We start from the raw sequence: 17,915 nt of genomic DNA on the forward strand, positions 1-17,915 counted from the left end.
TTTTGTAGATCCACTTGGAATTCATCGGACTATTCGTGCGGCGGGTGTCCCGCCGCGGCCAGGAGTTCGACGGCGTGTGCCCGGGCGGACTCGGAGTCCTCCTGGCCTGCGAGCATCCTGGCAAGTTCCTTGACCCGCTCGGCATCATCCAGGACAGTGACATCGCTGGCGGTGACGCCGCTTCCATCATCCCCCGTCTCCGACATCTTGATGACCCGGATGTGATGATCGGCAAACGCTGCCACCTGCGGCAGGTGGGTCACCACGATGACCTGCACGTGCTGGGCCAGCATGGCCAGCCGGCGGCCGATCTCAACGGCTGCCTTGCCGCCGACGCCGGAGTCGACCTCGTCGAAAATGAAGGTGGGTACCGGATCAACCGCGGCCAAGACAACTTCAATGGCCAGCATCACACGGGAGAGTTCGCCGCCGGAGGCTCCCTTGCCCAGCGGCCGGGCCGGCGCTCCGGGGTGCGGCTGCAGGAGGAACGTAATCGCGTCGGCTCCGTGGACGCTGAGCTCTTCGACGGGGGTGACGTCGATGAGCAGGTTGGCGTTGGCCATGGCCAGGGCGGAGAGCTCATCGCTGACCCGCCGGGCAAGGTCGACTGCCGCTTCCGTGCGCAGCTTGGTCAGCTCTGCCGCAGCCGTCATCAGGGACGCCTGGAGCTCGGTGATCTCCGCCTCCAGCGCCTCGATCCGGGAGCTGTCGTCCCCGAGTTCAGCCAACCGGATGCGGCTGGCGTCCGCCCAGGCCAGGACCTCGTCCACGGAGGGGGCAAACTTTCGGATGAGGGCGGAGATTTCCGCCCGGCGCGATTCCACCTCGGCCAGCCGTTCCGGGCCTTCGCCGTCCAGGGAAGCGCTGTAGCTGGCCAGCTCGGTGGCGATGTCGGCCAGGATGTAGCCCACCTCAGCCAGCCGCTTCGCGGATTCAGCCAGGGCGGGGTCGTGCTCACCGGCGAGTTCCAGCTGCCGCTTGGCGCTGTCCACAAGGGAGGTGGCGTCGGAGCCGTCGGAAAAGTCACCGGCGATCAGGGCCTGATGGGCGCCCACCGCTGCGGTGCGCAGTTCCTCGAAGTTGTTCAGCCGGGTGGCCTCGGTCTTGAGGGTTTCGTCCTCCCCCGGCAGCAGCTCCAGGGCGTCGATCTCCTCCAGCGACGCCGCAAGGTATTCCGCTTCCCGGAGCCGTTCCCGGGCCTGGTCGCGCAGCGTGGACAGTTCCGTGACCGCCGCCCGCCAGCGTGCGTAATCGGTTTGGTAGGCGGACAGCGCCGCGGCCAGGGCCGGCCCGGCGTACTTGTCCAGGGCTTCACGCTGGGCCACGGTGCTCTTGAGCCGGAGCTGGTCCGACTGTCCGTGCACCGCCACCAGGTGCTGGCCGACTTCGGCCAGCACCCCGACCGGTGCGGAGCGTCCGCCCACGTGCGCACGGCTGCGCCCGGCGGCATTCACCGTGCGGGCCAGCATCAGCTCGGTCACGCCGTCGTACGTCTCCAGCTCCGCGCCTGCGTCTTCGGCGCGGGCCACTGCGGCGTTGTCCGGGGGCAGGCGAACCAGGGCTTCCGCCAGTGCCGCCTTGGCTCCGGTGCGGACGGCCCCGGCGTCGGTCCGGGCCCCCAGGAGCATGCCCAGAGCCGTGATGACCATCGTTTTCCCGCGCCGGTTTCACCGGTGACCACGGTGAACCCGGGACCGAGCTCCAGGGTGGCATCGGTGATGACGCCGAGGTCGCGGATGCGGATTTCTTCGATCATGCGTTCAGCCCTCCGCTCTCCGCCGTCCGGGGCGTGAGTTCCACGCTTCCCGAAAGCTCTCCCGCGCCGCCCACCGGGCCGCGCCAGCCCTGGGTGGGCAGCTGGAACTTGCGGACCAGCCGCTCCGAGAACGGCGTCGCATGTGTTCGGGCGAGGCGGACCGGAATCTCCGAGCGGGTCACTTCCACGCGTGCTCCCGGCGGCAGTTCCACGCTCCGCCGGCCGTCGCACCACAGCACGCCGGCGGCGTCGGTCCGGGTGAGGATTTCCACAGCCAGAATCGAAGTGGGCGCGACCACGAGCGGCCGGGCGAAGAGCGCATGGGCGCTGATCGGAGCGATGAGCAGGGCTTCAACTTCGGGCCACACCACGGGGCCTCCGGCGGAGAAGGAGTACGCGGTGGATCCGGTGGGGGTGGCGAGGACCACGCCGTCACACCCGAAGGAACTGATCGGCCGGGCGTCCACCTCCACAACCACTTCGAGCATCCGCTGGCGGTCGGCCTTTTCAATGGCGGCCTCGTTCAGGGCCCAGGTGTGGGCGATCAACCGGTCCCCGAACCAGACCCGGACATCGATGGTCATGCGTTCTTCGACGGTGTAGGCGCGCTCCACTACCCAGTGCACTGTCTGTGCGAGGTCTGCGCGTTCGCTCTCCGCGAGGAAGCCAACGTGCCCGAGGTTCACCCCGAGCAGGGGCACGTCGGTGCCGCGGACCAGTTCCGCGGCACGCAGGATGGTGCCGTCTCCGCCCAGGACCATCACCAGGTCCACTCCGTCGAGTTCGACGTCTTCGGTCAGGATTTCGGTGGGCGCAGTCAGGACGCCGTATACGGCTTGGATGTCTTCCAGGTCCCGGCGGCGCATGACCGGGGTCAGTCCGGAGGCGTGCAGCTGAGTGCAGGCCTCCTGGGCGGCAGACATGGCAGCCTGCCGGCCGGTGTGGGCCAGCACAAGTATCCGTCTGCTCATGTCCGTAACATCCTCTTCCGCTCCCGGAGGAGCTGGTTGGAACCCCGCCGTCAGTGCTCTGTCGTCAGTCTCCCGCGGCCGCTTCCGCGGCGCCGGTTTCGCCTGTTTGGCGGTCCGCTGCGGGTTTCGGTCCGGCTCCATCAAACCCGCCAAAGGCCTCATCCACCAAACGGCGGGCTTCGGCCTGTGCATCACCGGCCGGCGTTCCGGACTCCGCGCCCGGCTCCGGCACGTGCAGCCAGAGGAAGAACTCAACGTTGCCGTTCTGGCCCGGCAGCGGGCTGCGGGCCAGGCCGGCGATGCGGAGATTTTCGGTCAGAGCCGACTCCACGACCCGGGCAACCGCCATCCGGTGCTTCTGCGGATCCAGGACGACGCCGGCCTTTTCCAGCTTCTCACGGCCCACCTCGAACTGTGGCTTGACCATGAGCAGCAGGCTTCCGCCCGGGCGCGTTGCTGCCGCCAGCGGAGCAAGCACCATGGTGAGTGAAATAAAGGATAGGTCGGCGACGGTCAGGTCCGCAGGTCCTCCGATCCGGCCGGGCTCCAGGTACCGGACGTTCAGTCCCTCGTGGACATCCACGCGGGCGTCGGCGCGCAGTGTGTCCACCAGTTGTCCGTGTCCGACGTCGACGGCCACCACCTGCTTGGCGCCCCGCCGCAGGAGGACGTCGGTGAATCCCCCGGTGGATGCTCCGGCGTCCAGGCAGCGCAGCCCTTCAGGGCGAACCGCAGGAAAGGCGTCAAGGGCTCCGGCCAGCTTGTGGCCGGCGCGGCTAACGTAATCCGGAGCGCCGTCGTCGATCACCGAAAGTACATCTTCCGCACCGACGGTGGCCGAGGCTTTGCCCAGAGCGACGCCGGCCCGGAGGACCCGTCCCGCTGCGATCAGCTTGGCCGCGTGGGTCCTGGAACGGGCCAGTCCCCTGGTCACCAGTTCCTGGTCAAGTCTTGCCACTTCTCTAGCGCTCCTCTGGCGGTTCGGTGTTCAGTTCAGCCAGCAGGCGGTCGTGGAGCGCGCTGTACATACTGTGATGCCCGGAGACGGGGGCCGCTGCCAGAGTGCGCAGCGGTGCCAGGGCGGCATTGACCGCAGGGTCCGCGGTTTCTGCCCGCGGCTCAGGCCAGCTGTGCCCGGCCGGACGCTGTTCGCCTGCGTTCTCAGTCAACCCGCTGCCCTCCCCTCTCCGACGTTTGCCACCAGCTTATCCGCCGGGGGTGACAGTCCAGTTGAGGGCGGGTGTAGTGGCTTTTTCCTCATCCGGGTGCGCGTTCCACCATGCTGCGCACGCCGCGCGCCAGCTGTCCAGGTTGCTGCTGTCTCCGGAAATCTCCACAGTGTCCCCGGAGACCCGGGCCGTGGAAGTTCCGCAGCTGTATCCGCCGTCCCGGGCCTCCACGGCCGGGTAGGGCGAGTACAGGGCGTCAAGGTCTGCCAGCAGATAGGTGGGCCGTTCCTGCGTGCGGGCGGCCAGGACGGTCTGGGGCGTGTCGACGCCGGTAAGCACCAACGCCGTTGCGAACCCGGCGTTATTGCCGCCGAGGATGTCGGTGTCCAAGCGGTCACCGACCACGAGCGGAGCGTCCGCCGCCAGATGCCGTGCGGCCGTGAGGAACAACGGGGCCTCGGGCTTGCCGGCCACCAGCGGTGTCCTCCCGGTGGCGGCCGCAACGGCAGCCACCAGCGTTCCGTTGCCCGGGGCGATCCCCCGCGCCTGCGGAATGGACATGTCGGTATTGGTGGCCACCCACACGGCGCCGCGCTCCACGGCAAAGGCGGCCTCCGCCAGGTCTTTCCAGCCCAGCCCGGGGTCGAACCCCTGGATGACGGCGTTGGGCCTGTCATCGGCGGAGTTCACGGGCACCAAGCCCTGTTCGCGGACCTGGTCGGTCAGCCAGGCGCTTCCGGTCACCAGGACCGGGCGCCGGCAGGCACCTGCCCGGCCAGCAGTTCGGCACCGGCCTGCGCCGATCCAAACACGGTTTCCGCTGTTGCCGGGGCACCCAGCTCCTGTAAATGCGCTGCCACCGTTTCCGAGGAGCGCGATGCGTTGTTCGTGACGTATGCCAGCTGGACTCCGGCGCTTTCGAGGCGCTGCAGCGCCTCAACGGCTCCCGCAATGGCGTGCGGCCCGGCATACACGACGCCGTCGAGATCGGAAAGAACGGCGTCGTACCCGGCAATCAGCGGTGTGTTCGCCATGGAGCTACGCGCGTTCCTCGTCAACGTCACCGGCAGGTGCGTCGGCGGAGAACTCGTCGTTGTCGTTGCCGTCGTCGTGCAGCTCAACGTTGTTGTTGTCGTCGTCTTCTTCGGCTTCGAGGACGCCGATGATGCCTTCCTGGTCGTCCGACGGCAGGGTGTCGACGTCGTCGCTCAGTTCCAGCTCACCGCCGGCATCTGCGGGCTCGGCTTCCGCGGGAGCGGCGAAGGGAGTGTCCGAACGCTCGGCGCCGCGGTGTTCACCGCGGTTGTCGCCGTCGCGGTCTTCACGGCCGCGGCGCGGCTTCTCCGGCTTCTCCTCTTCATCGTCGAGGTCAAAGATGTCCGGCTCGGCAAACTCGCCGATGCCCAGGGCCTTTTCGGCCAACAGGGCACGGCTGCGCCACTGTTCGGCTTCTTCGTTACGGCCGGCAAGTTCCAGTGCGTCACCGTAGGCCCGGAACAGGCGCGGGCTGAAGGAGAACGCACGGTTCTTGTCCAGCTGCGGGATTTCCAGGGCAGTCACGGCGGCATCGTACTGTTCCATGTCCATCCGGGCGCCCGAGGCCACGATGGCCATGTCCACCTGGCCGGCAGTGTCCAATTCTTTCGCCTCGTCGGAACGGGCGATATCCAGGGCACGGTCCGGACGCCCGAGTCCGCGTTCGCAGTCGGCCATCATCGCCAAGTAGGCATTGGAGCCGCTAATACGGCGGTACGTGCGGAATTCGCGCAGCGCTTCACCAAAGTGCTCGGACGCGTATGCGGTCAGGGCAACGGCTTCGCGCACTGCCGCCATGCGTCCGCCGCGGCGGCTGGCAGCCAGCGCGTGCTGGAAGGCAAGTTCCGGATCGATGTCGATCAGGCGTCCGGCCATGACGAGGTGCTTGGAAACCCACTCGCCGTTCACTTCCTCCAGGACACGCAGCTGGGCGCGCGTGACCTTGTCCAGCTCCTGGCCTGTGACGTCGTCATCGATCTCGGGTGAACGCTCACGGTCGGGACGGTTGGCACTGCGCAGGTCACGGGCGTTGTGCTTGTGCTCCACAACCGGTGCATCCTCGCCCCGGGCCGGACGGTCCTTGGAGAAGGACGGCTTACGGTCGTTGACACGGGCCGGACGGCGGTCATCCCCGCCACGCGCCGGACGGTCGCCGAACGACGGCTTGCGGTCGCCGAACGACGGCTTGCGGTCGCCGAAAGACGGCTTGCGGTCGCCGAAAGACTTCCGCTCGCCGCTGCGCTCAGAGAACGGCTTCCGCTCACCATCACGCGGCGGACGACGATCGTCGCCACCAAACGACGGCTTACGGTCACCGCCACGCGCCGGACGGTCGCCAAACGACGGCTTCCGGTCACCAAAGGACTTCCGCTCACCGCTGCGCTCAGAGAACGGCTTCCGCTCACCATCACGCGGCGGACGACGATCGTCGCCACCAAACGACGGCTTACGATCGCCGCGGTCGCTAAGGGCTTACGCTCACCGCTGCGCTCAGGGAACGGCTTCCGCTCACCATCACGGGCCGGACGACGGTCATCGCCACCGCGGGCAGGCCGGTCACCAAACGTCGGCTTGCGGTCCTTCGAGTACGGCTTGCGGTCCGAGGACGCGCCCCGGTCGCCAAAGGACTTCCGCTCACCATCACGCGCGGGCCGGCCCCCGAAGGAGGGCTTCCGGTCTTCGAAACGCTTAGGAGCGTTCCGGTCATTCGTGGCGGGGCGTCCGCGGTCATCCCGCTTGCCTGACGAGCTACTGCTGCCGGCGGCGTTGTTTCCGGCGCCGCGCTGATCCCTGTTGTTTTGCTCTGACATGCTGGTGAGTTCCTCTCGTCGTGAGCCGACCAACGGAATTTACTGCAGTCGCTCGTCACTATGGATATATAAAAGTCGGTTCTAAAGTTTGGGGGCCTAAACAGGCACAGTCTGATTCTAGTCCAGGTACGTTCGGCGATGGTCATCCCCTCCGGTGAAGCTGCAAAGGGATTAGGTGAGTCTTGCCACCTCGGCCCTCCGGACCTAGGCCGGCCGGGCTATGAACCTGGGTACAGACCCGAGGCAGGCAACGCACGATCCAGCTCCGGGGTTCGCAGAAGTCCTGTGCACAGAACAGGCGGGATGTCCGGGGCTCGGGCCCGCCATGCCTGCCATAGGACGCACCGTCGATCCGAAGTCCAGCTGTTCACCGCAGCGTGCCGGGTTAAACAAGTAAGGCCCCGCAACCATGCGGGGCCTTACTCTCTCAACCAGAACTTGTCCGGCGGTGACCTACTCTCCCACACCCTCCCGGATGCAGTACCATCGGCGCTGTGGGTCTTAGCTTCCGGGTTCGGAATGGGACCGGGCGTTTCCCCACGCTATGACCGCCGTAACCCTTCCACCCACACCACCCCAAAACAAACCTCAGGGTGAGGGGAAAACAATGGTCACAACAAGAAACACACACCCCCGGCAACCAGGAAACCCCAGCCACCTCAGCGCGTATTCCCCATAGGTGAATACAACAATAATAATTCTAAACCATCACACCGCCGGTAAAGACAGTCTGATGACCTGTTCACGGGTGACAAACCACACGGGTTTGTTATCCGGGAACCACATAGTGGACGCAAGCAACACATGATCTCCCATGATCCTTCTCTGGCCGGAACGTTTGAAGTCGTTTCCCGCCCAGATCATGGTGTGGTGTAAGTTATCGGCCTATTAGTACCGGTCAGCTTCACGGGTCTTTAGTCCCCGCTTCCACATCCGGCCTATCAACCCAGTGGTCTGGCTGGGGGCCTCTCACACACAAGGTGTATGGAAATCTCATCTCGAAGCGGGCTTCCCGCTTAGATGCTTTCAGCGGTTATCCCATCCGAACGTAGCTAATCAGCGGTGCACTTGGCAGTACAACTGACACACCAGAGGTTCGTCCGTCCCGGTCCTCTCGTACTAAGGACAGCCCTTCTCAAATTTCCTGCGCGCGCAGCGGATAGGGACCGAACTGTCTCACGACGTTCTAAACCCAGCTCGCGTACCGCTTTAATGGGCGAACAGCCCAACCCTTGGGACCTACTCCAGCCCCAGGATGCGACGAGCCGACATCGAGGTGCCAAACCATGCCGTCGATATGGACTCTTGGGCAAGATCAGCCTGTTATCCCCGAGGTACCTTTTATCCGTTGAGCGACGGCCATTCCACAATGTACCGCCGGATCACTAGTCCCGACTTTCGTCCCTGCTCGAGATGTCTCTCTCACAGTCAAGCTCCCTTGTGCACTTACACTCGCCACCTGATTGCCAACCAGGCTGAGGGAACCTTTGGGCGCCTCCGTTACTCTTTAGGAGGCAACCGCCCCAGTTAAACTACCCATCAGGCACTGTCCCTGACCCGGATTACGGGCCGAAGTTAGATATCCAGTATGACCAGAGTGGTATTTCAACGATGACTCCGCCCGAACTGGCGTCCGGGCCTCACAGTCTCCCACCTATCCTACACAAGCCACACCGAATATCAATACCAAACTATAGTAAAGGTCTCGGGGTCTTTCCGTCCTGCTGCGCGTAACGAGCATCTTTACTCGTACTGCAATTTCGCCGAGTTTATGGTTGAGACAGCGGGGAAGTCGTTACTCCATTCGTGCAGGTCGGAACTTACCCGACAAGGAATTTCGCTACCTTAGGATGGTTATAGTTACCACCGCCGTTTACTGGGGCTTAAATTCCCAGCTTCGCCCACGAGGGGCTAACCGGTCCTCTTAACCTTCCAGCACCGGGCAGGAGTCAGTCCGTATACATCGTCTTGCGACTTCGCACGGACCTGTGTTTTTAGTAAACAGTCGCTTCCCCTGGTCTCTGCGGCCCCGATCCCCTCCGGACAGCAAGTGTCCATCAAGGTTGGGGCCCCCTTCTCCCGAAGTTACGGGGGCATTTTGCCGAGTTCCTTAACCATAATTCTCTCGATCGCCTTAGTATTCTCTACCTGATCACCTGTGTCGGTTTGGGGTACGGGCGGCTAAAACCTCGCGCCGATGCTTTTCTAGGCAGCATAGGATCACCGGATTCCCCCCTGAGGGGGTCCCGTCAGATCTCAGGATCGTCATCAAAGACACAGCAACGGATTTACCTATCGCTGACCCTACATCCTTAGACCAGGACAACCATCGCCCGGCCCGGCTACCTTCCTGCGTCACACCTGTTAATACGCTTACCTCCCGGGATCAGGTCCCGCGCTCCACCAAAAACCATGTCGCCACAAGGGCTAACGGTCAGGTATCGGGCGGTTAGTGTCCCCCGTTCAGTATGGGCGGTTCTTCGCCGGTACGGGAATATCAACCCGTTGTCCATCGACTACGCCTGTCGGCCTCGCCTTAGGTCCCGACTTACCCAGGGCAGATTAGCTTGACCCTGGAACCCTTGATCATTCGGCGGACGGGTTTCTCACCCGTCTTTCGCTACTCATGCCTGCATTCTCACTCGTGTAGGCTCCACCGCTGGTTTACACCGCGACTTCACTGCCCACACGACGCTCCCCTACCCATCCAAACGCTTGAACGAAAATGGATAAAACCATCCGCTTGGCTAATATTTGAATGCCACAACTTCGGCGGTGTACTTGAGCCCCGCTACATTGTCGGCGCGGAATCACTTGACCAGTGAGCTATTACGCACTCTTTCAAGGATGGCTGCTTCTAAGCCAACCTCCTGGTTGTCTGAGCAACTCCACATCCTTTCCCACTTAGCACACGCTTAGGGGCCTTAGTTGGTGGTCTGGGCTGTTTCCCTCTCGACTATGAAGCTTATCCCCCACAGTCTCACTGCTGCGCTCTGACTTACCGGCATTCGGAGTTTGGCTGACGTCAGTAACCTTGTAGGGCCCATTAGCCATCCAGTAGCTCTACCTCCGGTAAGAAACACGCAACGCTGCACCTAAATGCATTTCGGGGAGAACCAGCTATCACGGAGTTTGATTGGCCTTTCACCCCTACCCACAGCTCATCCCCTCCATTTTCAACTGAAGTGGGTTCGGTCCTCCACGCGCTCTTACACGCGCTTCAACCTGGCCATGGGTAGATCACTCCGCTTCGGGTCTAGATCACGCCACTGCAACGCCCTGTTCAGACTCGCTTTCGCTACGGCTTCCCCACGGGTTAACCTCGCGACGTAACACTAACTCGCAGGCTCATTCTTCAAAAGGCACGCTGTCACAACCACAACACCCCACAAGGGATGCTGCCCTGCTCCAACGGATTGTAGGCACACGGTTTCAGGTACTGTTTCACTCCCCTCCCGGGGTACTTTTCACCTTTCCCTCACGGTACTTGTCCGCTATCGGTCATCAGGGAGTATTTAGGCTTACCAGGTGGTCCTGGCAGATTCGCACGGGATTTCTCGGGCCCCGTGCTACTTGGGATCCTCTCCAAGCGGCAGCATACATTCCGGTTACGGGGCTAACACCCTCTACGGCCCGGCTTTCAAACCGGTTCACCTATGCACCTGCACTCACTTCACCAATCCGGCAGAACTGGTACGGAAAGTCCCGCAACCCCAGTGATGCAACGCCCGCCGGCTATCACACACCACTGGTTTAGCCTCTTCCGCGTTCGCTCGCCACTACTAACGGAATCACTGTTGTTTTCTCTTCCTGTGGGTACTGAGATGTTTCACTTCCCCACGTTCCCTCCACGCACCCTATGTGTTCAGATGCGGGTCACCCGGTCACTCGCGCGCCGGGCGGGGTTTCCCCATTCGGACATCCTGGGATCACCGCTCGGTTATCAACTCCCCCAGGCTTATCGCAGATTCCTACGTCCTTCTTCGGCTCCTGATGCCAAGGCATCCACCGTGTGCCCTTAAAACTTGACCACAAAGATCAATAAATATTATCGCTATCGAGAAAACCATGATCTCACCAGGCACCACCCCAAAGGATGACCCCTGGATCCACCAGGTTTATCTGAAATTGCACTTAATAATTTTAAGATGCTCGCGTCCACTATGTAGTTCTCAAACAACAACCCCGTCACACCCCGCCACCACCACGGATACACCGTGGACAGTCTTGGACCTGCGCAGGAACAACCGGAAACAACACGAAAACCCGTGTCCCCTCCAACCAAACATGCAGTTGTCAGTTCTTCGGTCCTGTTATTTCAGGACCCAACAGTGTGCCAAACGGTAAAACCCGGTACTTGAAGACACCGGCAGCGCTTTCCAGTTCCCGGAAGGGAACGTACTCCTGCTGCCGGGCCCAACGCCGGGCACCTGCTCATTGATATTCCACCCTTGAGCACCCACCGGAAAACGAATGTTTCCGACATGGGCATCTCCTGCAAAGCACACATCCAACACTGTGGAAGGATCCGGGCTTTGAGGTGCTCCTTAGAAAGGAGGTGATCCAGCCGCACCTTCCGGTACGGCTACCTTGTTACGACTTAGTCCCAATCGCCGGTCCCACCTTCGACGGCTCCCTCCCCGCAAGGGGGTTAGGCCACCGGCTTCGGGTGTTACCAACTTTCGTGACTTGACGGGCGGTGTGTACAAGGCCCGGGAACGTATTCACCGCAGCGTTGCTGATCTGCGATTACTAGCGACTCCAACTTCATGAGGTCGAGTTGCAGACCTCAATCCGAACTGAGACCGGCTTTTGGGATTAGCTCCACCTCACAGTATCGCAACCCTTTGTACCGGCCATTGTAGCATGCGTGAAGCCCAAGACATAAGGGGCATGATGATTTGACGTCGTCCCCACCTTCCTCCGAGTTGACCCCGGCAGTCTCCTATGAGTCCCCGGCATAACCCGCTGGCAACATAGAACGAGGGTTGCGCTCGTTGCGGGACTTAACCAACATCTCACGACACGAGCTGACGACAACCATGCACCACCTGTAAACCGGCCACAAGTGGGGGACCTGTTTCCAGGTCTTTCCGGTTCATGTCAAGCCTTGGTAAGGTTCTTCGCGTTGCATCGAATTAATCCGCATGCTCCGCCGCTTGTGCGGGCCCCCGTCAATTCCTTTGAGTTTTAGCCTTGCGGCCGTACTCCCCAGGCGGGGCACTTAATGCGTTAGCTGCGGCGCGGAAAACGTGGAATGTCCCCCACACCTAGTGCCCAACGTTTACGGCATGGACTACCAGGGTATCTAATCCTGTTCGCTCCCCATGCTTTCGCTCCTCAGCGTCAGTTACAGCCCAGAGACCTGCCTTCGCCATCGGTGTTCCTCCTGATATCTGCGCATTTCACCGCTACACCAGGAATTCCAGTCTCCCCTACTGCACTCTAGTCTGCCCGTACCCACTGCAGACCCGGGGTTGAGCCCGGGCTTTCACAGCAGACGCGACAAACCGCCTACGAGCTCTTTACGCCCAATAATTCCGGATAACGCTTGCGCCCTACGTATTACCGCGGCTGCTGGCACGTAGTTAGCCGGCGCTTCTTCTGCAGGTACCGTCACTTTCGCTTCTTCCCTGCTGAAAGAGGTTTACAACCCGAAGGCCTTCGTCCCTCACGCGGCGTCGCTGCATCAGGCTTTCGCCCATTGTGCAATATTCCCCACTGCTGCCTCCCGTAGGAGTCTGGGCCGTGTCTCAGTCCCAGTGTGGCCGGTCACCCTCTCAGGCCGGCTACCCGTCGTCGCCTTGGTGGGCCATTACCCCAACCAACAAGCTGATAGGCCGCGAGTCCATCCAAAACCGCATCAAGCTTTCCACTCCCATGACATGCGTCAGGAAGTCGTATCCGGTATTAGACCCGGTTTCCCAGGCTTATCCCGAAGTTAAGGGCAGGTTACTCACGTGTTACTCACCCGTTCGCCACTAATCATTTTGTGCAAGCACAAAAGTCATCGTTCGACTTGCATGTGTTAAGCACGCCGCCAGCGTTCATCCTGAGCCAGGATCAAACTCTCCGTAAATGTGTTACAGACACAGGGCCGGAGCCAAGGAAAATTGGCTGCACAGTCCTGCACTAAATTCGAAACCAGCTAAAAAAGCTGCTCCCAGCCCACGGGGTGGGCGGAAACAGCCAGTTCAACCAATCAAAATAATTGGTATCAATAAACTTGGCACACTATTGAGTTCTCAAACAACAGATGCATACGAAATACTCGGAAAACAATCCGTGAACCGGACCGCGTTTTTTCTTTTCTCTTCGCTGCAGTGTTTCTTTATTCTATTTCATCCGGACCGTTTTTGGCAATTCGGGATAATTCCCGCTATTTGCTTCATTCGTCCGAAGAAAACCCGTTACAAAGCGTCCGGATTATCTCCGGTGCTCTTGTGTTGGGGTTTTGCTGCCGCTTCCGGGAGTCTCACGTGCAGATACACTTCGCAGTGTCTGTCAGGCGCTCACCGGGGCAACTCACTCAACTTTACACAGCCCCGGCGGTCCGCGCAAACCGTTGGAGTGTGACCTCCTGCACGCCGCCCCTGCCGCCGTTCGCAGCCTCCCGCCGTCCTCCCGTGGATTCCAGACGAGGTCGAGAAATACTCCGAAACGGAGAAAACCGGCCCTCCCGCACGCGGCTCCGAAAACTCGGAACCGGCGAAAGAGGACCGGCCTTCCAACGGGCCGGTAAAACTATCCGGCTGACACTTCCACGGTCGCAAGCGTCCGCTTACCGCGGCGCAGCAGCAGGTACCGGCCGTGCAGCAGTTCATCGCTGCCGATCCTTGTTTCCGCGTCCGTTATCTTGCGGTTGTTGACGTAGGCACCGCCTTCGGCAACAGTGCGGCGGGCCGCAGAGTTGCTGGCCGCCAAGCCCGACGCAACCAGCAGGTCCGTAATGCCCAGCCCACTGCCGTCGACTACCACCCGGGGAAGCTCCGCCGTAGCAGCAGTCAGGGTCGCTTCGTCCAGCCCTGCAAGTTCACCCTGTCCGAACAGTGCGGCGGAAGCGGCGATAACCTTCTCGGTTGCCTCCACCCCGTGAATCAGTGAGGTCACGTCGTAGGCCAGCCGGCGCTGCGCCGCACGCTTGTGCGGCTCTTCGGCAACCGCGCCGGCGAGCTCTTCAATTTCCGCCCGGGACAGGAAGGTAAAAACCTTGAGGCGGTCGACCACGTCGGCGTCGGAAGTATTCAGCCAGAACTGGTACATCGCGTACGGGCTGGTCATGCTCCCGTCCAGCCAGATGGCGTTGCCCTCGCTCTTGCCGAACTTGGTGCCGTCGGAGTTGGTGATCAGCGGCGTGCCCAGGGCGTGAACGCTCTTGCCTTCGACCTTGCGCACCAGTTCGGTGCCGGAGGTGAGGTTGCCCCACTGGTCCGAGCCGCCGGTTTCCAGCACGCAGTTGTAGTCACGGAAGAGCTGCAGGTAATCCATGCCCTGCAGCACCTGGTAGCTGAACTCCGCGTACGAAATACCCTCGTCGGAGTTCAGGCGGGAGGACACGATCTCCTTCTTGATCATGGTGCCCACCCGGAAGTGCTTGCCGATGTCCCGCAGGAAGTCGATGGCGCTCATGGGAGCAGTCCAGTCAAGGTTGTTGACCATCTGCGCAGCGTTGTCCCCGTCAAAGCTGAGGAAGCGCTGCACCTGTCCCTGCAGGTAGCCGACCCACTCCGAGACGGTTTCCTTGGTGTTCATGGTGCGTTCGGCGGTGGGACGCGGATCCCCAACCAGGCCGGTGGATCCTCCCACCAGCGCGAGCGGACGGTGGCCGGCCAGCTGGAGCCGGCGCATCGTCAGCAGCTGCACCAGGTTTCCCAGGTGCAGGCTCGGCGCGGTGGGATCGAAGCCGCAATAATAGGTGATCGAATCCCCGGCGAGCAGTTTCTCCAGTTCGGCCTCGTCAGTGGAGACATGGACCAAGCCACGCCACTTCAGTTCCTGCCAAACATTGTCGAACGTTGGATCATTCTTCTGGGCGCTCAGGCCCGCAGGGGTTTCGGTAGTCACGTCTTCCAAAATATCAGTCTTCTTCGTCAACAATGCCCGCGGGAACCGGGCGTACGGCAATAAGTCGCAGCCGCTGGGTGGGGCGTGTCATGGCCACGTACAGGTCCCCGACCTTCCCGGCCGCCGCGGTCAGCAGCTCTTCAGGCTCCAGGATGATAACGCCGTCGAACTCCAGGCCTTTGGCCTCCCGCGGCGAGGTCACCACGATGTCCTGTTCAATCCCGCCCGCACCGGTCCCCAGCCGCCGGCCGTAGGCCGCACCAACCTCGCGGCGCACGGCGTCCAGATGATGCTCCTCGGCAATGATCGCCAGCAGCCCGCCTTCCAGTGCAGCCAGGTCCTCGGGGAGGACCTCCATCAGGCGGGACACCAGCCCGCCCTCCGGAACCTGGTCGATGAACGGCGCCCAGCGGCCCTCGCGGACCGCCTTGGGTGCGGAAACCACGAGGCCGGCGGCATTGGCCATGCGCACCGCCGCTTCGGCGATCTGCGCCGGAGTCCGGTAGTTCACCGTGAGCTCCTCCAGGGTCCAGCGGTCCCCAACGAACGGCGCCAGGGCCTGCTGCCACGAGGTGGCGCCGGCGGCAGAGCTGGTCTGGGCGATGTCGCCGACCACGGTGAAGGACTTCAGCGGGCAGCGGCGCATCAGCAGCCGCCACTGCATGGCGGAGAGCTCCTGCGCTTCGTCCACCACGATGTGCCCGAAGGCCCAGGTGCGGTCGACGGCGGCGCGGTCGGCGGCGGTCAGGCGCGCCTCCCCCACCGTGTTGTGGTCCGCCAGGTCCTCGGCGGACAGGATGCCGTGTGCCCCGGAGTCCTCCAGGAAGCCCTCGGTGTTCTCGATGGCGCGCTCGGCGTTGGCCAGGTCCCGCTTGCGCTGTTCCTCGCGCAGGGCATGGTCGCGTCCGGCCGAGGCATCGAGCTCGCCCAACAGCTCAGCCGCTTCATCCAGCAGCGGAATGTCGGATTCCGTCCACGGCGCATCGGGGCTGCGCCGCAGCATGCGAAGCTCTTCCGGGCTCAGTTCGGGTGCGGCAGCCTCGAGGTGACCCGGCTTGCTGAAGAGCTCGGAGAGCAGTTTCTCCGGGGTCATCGGCATCCAGCACAGGTTCAGGGCAATGCGCACGTCACGGGAACTCCGCACATCCTCGGCCAGGTAGGCGCGGTCGGTGCTGTTCCCGGCACCGGCGGATTCCTCGAGCTGCTCCGTCAGCTGCTCGGTCAGCTCGCGCAGCAGGATTTTGACGAAGGTCACGCGTGCTTCATTGTGCGGCTTGCCCGTGGCGCGTGCCTTGTCGCGTGCCCGCTGCACCATTTTCGGCGTCAGCGTGAGGATGGTTCCCTCCACGTTCAGCCGCCGCGGCTCGAGCACCAGCCGCTGGCGGTTGGCGACGGCGTTGGCCACCACCTGCGCCATGGAAATCCGGCCCTTGATTTCGGCCGCGTGGGCGTCTTCTTCGGGTACCGCGTTGATGCCCGGCATCAGCTGTCCCAGGCTGGACATAACGACGCCGGTCTCGCCCAGGGATGGCAGCACCCGCTCAATGTAGCGGATGAATGCGTTGGAGGGACCCACCAGCAGCACGCCGGCGGACTTGAGCCGTTCACGGTGCGTGTACAGCAGGTACGCCGCACGGTGCAGGGCGACGGCGGTTTTTCCGGTGCCCGGTCCGCCCTGTACCACCAGCGTGCCGGCCAGCGGTGCGCGGATGATGCGGTCCTGTTCGGCCTGGATGGTGCCGACAATGTCCGACATCTGTCCGGTGCGCTTGGAATTGAGAGCCGCCAGCAGCGCGCCTTCGCCCTGCAGCGCCTCGTCCTCTTCGAGCATGGTGTAGTCGAGCACATCGTCTTCGATGGCCTGCACATTGCGGCCTTTGAGGATCAGGTGGCGCCGCCGCCGTACGCCCTGGCGCTCGAAGGCGGTGGCCTGATAGAAGGTACCCGCTTCCGGGGCGCGCCAGTCCACCATCAGCCGCTGCAGGTCTTCCGTGGACAGGCCGATGCGGCCGATGTAGCGCTCCTCGCCGTCGTCGAGGTCCAGCCGGCCGAAAACCAGGCGGTCGTCCACGGCATTCAGCTGCGCCAGGCGGTCCTCGTACATGGTTGCAAAGGCATCGCGTTCGGAGCGGTTCTGGTGCGAACCGGCCGAGTGGCTGCGCCGCACCTGGGCCAGCTGTTCGCGCTTTTCCTCGCGGAGTTCATCAAGTCGCTGGTACAAACCGGCGACGTATTCTCGCTCGTGTTCCAGCTCGTGGTGGGCAGAAGACATTTCAGGCATGTTCGCGTTCCCTCTCGCAAAGGCAGACCGTCAAGTTTAGCGTGCATTTGGACTTTTTCCATGCATTGCGGTAACCGGGTGGCACCGGCCCTTGCCGGGGTGGCCGTGATGCGCCAAAGCGCAGTGCGGCCGGGCGGCATGGCGCCGTCCGGCCGGGACGTTGAGCGTGTCTAGTAGGTGGTGAGGGCGTGAACGGAATAACCGTCCAGCGCCCCGCGTCCGCCGAGGTCACGCAGCTCAAGCACGACGCCGAACCCGGCGACAACGCCGCCGGCCTTCTCGATGAGGCGGGCAGTGGCGGCGAGTGTCCCCCCGGTGGCCAGGACGTCGTCAAGGATCAGGATCCGTGAGCCTGCGGGGAAGTCGTCCCGGTGAACCTCGAGCGTGTTTTCGCTGTACTCCATCGAGTAGCTTTCCGAGTACACGTCCCGGGGCAGTTTGCCCGGCTTGCGGACGGTCAAAACGCCCTTGCCGGCCGCATAGGCGGCTGCGGCGGCGAGGAGGAAGCCACGGGCTTCAATGCCTGCGACGTAGTCAAAACGTCCCTCGTACTCGGCCAGCAGGGAATCGACGACATTTTGAAAGGCCGGTCCGTCGGCGAAGACGGGGGTTAGATCCCGGAAAACGACGCCGGGCTTGGGATAGTCCGGCACAACTGCGCCAAGGCGTTCGATGGTGTCGGCGATTGACTCAGTGTTCTGTGCGGCATCCGCGGGCGTTTCTTTCACCCGTCCACCTTACCGGCTCCGCTGCGGGACCTCTTGGTCGGACCGGGCAGCTGTGGTGCTTCTCTCGAGGGCCCGCGGCGCCGGAAGCCGGCGGAATAAA

7 protein-coding genes, 3 rRNA genes and 2 pseudogenes are annotated in these 17,915 nt (G+C 62.8%); all 12 read right to left on the bottom strand.

Features of this window, described 5'->3' with window-relative positions; translation table 11 throughout:
• Positions 1 to 29: 29 nt before the first annotated feature.
• Positions 30 to 1,756 (bottom strand): annotated as a pseudogene (gene recN / locus OL239_RS13630) (DNA repair protein RecN).
• Entirely contained in the window at positions 1,753 to 2,727 is a 975-nt protein-coding gene (locus OL239_RS13635; protein ID WP_268909385.1) for an NAD kinase, read from the bottom strand. The pseudogene recN and the gene OL239_RS13635 overlap by 4 nt, the downstream one beginning before the upstream one ends.
• 64 nt (positions 2,728 to 2,791) lie before the next feature.
• Positions 2,792 to 3,685 carry a TlyA family RNA methyltransferase gene (locus tag OL239_RS13640; RefSeq protein ID WP_268909386.1) on the bottom strand — a complete coding sequence of 298 codons (894 nt, stop codon included), beginning with the start codon at positions 3,683 to 3,685 and terminating at the stop codon, positions 2,792 to 2,794.
• A 4-nt stretch (positions 3,686 to 3,689) separates the two neighbouring features.
• Positions 3,690 to 3,896, bottom strand: a complete 207-nt coding sequence (locus OL239_RS13645; protein ID WP_268909387.1) for a hypothetical protein — start codon at positions 3,894 to 3,896, stop codon at positions 3,690 to 3,692.
• Between the two features lie 36 nt (positions 3,897 to 3,932).
• Positions 3,933 to 4,930, bottom strand: a pseudogene (locus tag OL239_RS13650) (HAD-IIA family hydrolase).
• Positions 4,931 to 4,934: 4 nt separating this feature from the next.
• Positions 4,935 to 5,978, bottom strand: coding sequence for a hypothetical protein (locus OL239_RS13655; protein WP_268909388.1), 1,044 nt, complete (start codon positions 5,976 to 5,978; stop codon positions 4,935 to 4,937).
• Positions 5,979 to 7,182: 1,204 nt separating this feature from the next.
• Positions 7,183 to 7,298, bottom strand: a 5S ribosomal RNA gene (gene rrf / locus OL239_RS13660).
• Positions 7,299 to 7,608: 310 nt separating this feature from the next.
• A 23S ribosomal RNA gene (locus tag OL239_RS13665) occupies positions 7,609 to 10,774 on the bottom strand.
• Between the two features lie 519 nt (positions 10,775 to 11,293).
• Positions 11,294 to 12,821 (bottom strand): 16S ribosomal RNA (locus tag OL239_RS13670).
• The 16S, 23S and 5S rRNA genes sit together here, the layout of an rRNA operon.
• A gap of 665 nt (positions 12,822 to 13,486) precedes the next feature.
• The gene (gene tyrS, locus OL239_RS13675) at positions 13,487 to 14,806 is read right to left on the bottom strand and encodes a tyrosine--tRNA ligase (RefSeq protein ID WP_268909389.1); all 1,320 of its coding nucleotides are present in this window, start codon (positions 14,804 to 14,806) and stop codon (positions 13,487 to 13,489) included.
• 13 nt (positions 14,807 to 14,819) lie between these two features.
• Positions 14,820 to 17,087, bottom strand: a complete 2,268-nt coding sequence (locus OL239_RS13680) for a HelD family protein (RefSeq protein WP_442864148.1) — start codon at positions 17,085 to 17,087, stop codon at positions 14,820 to 14,822.
• A 170-nt stretch (positions 17,088 to 17,257) separates the two neighbouring features.
• On the bottom strand, positions 17,258 to 17,815 hold the full coding sequence (locus OL239_RS13685; protein ID WP_268909390.1) for an adenine phosphoribosyltransferase: 558 nt from the start codon (positions 17,813 to 17,815) through the stop codon (positions 17,258 to 17,260).
• Positions 17,816 to 17,915: the final 100 nt, after the last annotated feature.

It is taken from the genome of Arthrobacter sp. ATA002, assembly GCF_026898095.1.
Lineage (GTDB): Bacteria > Actinomycetota > Actinomycetes > Actinomycetales > Micrococcaceae > Arthrobacter_B.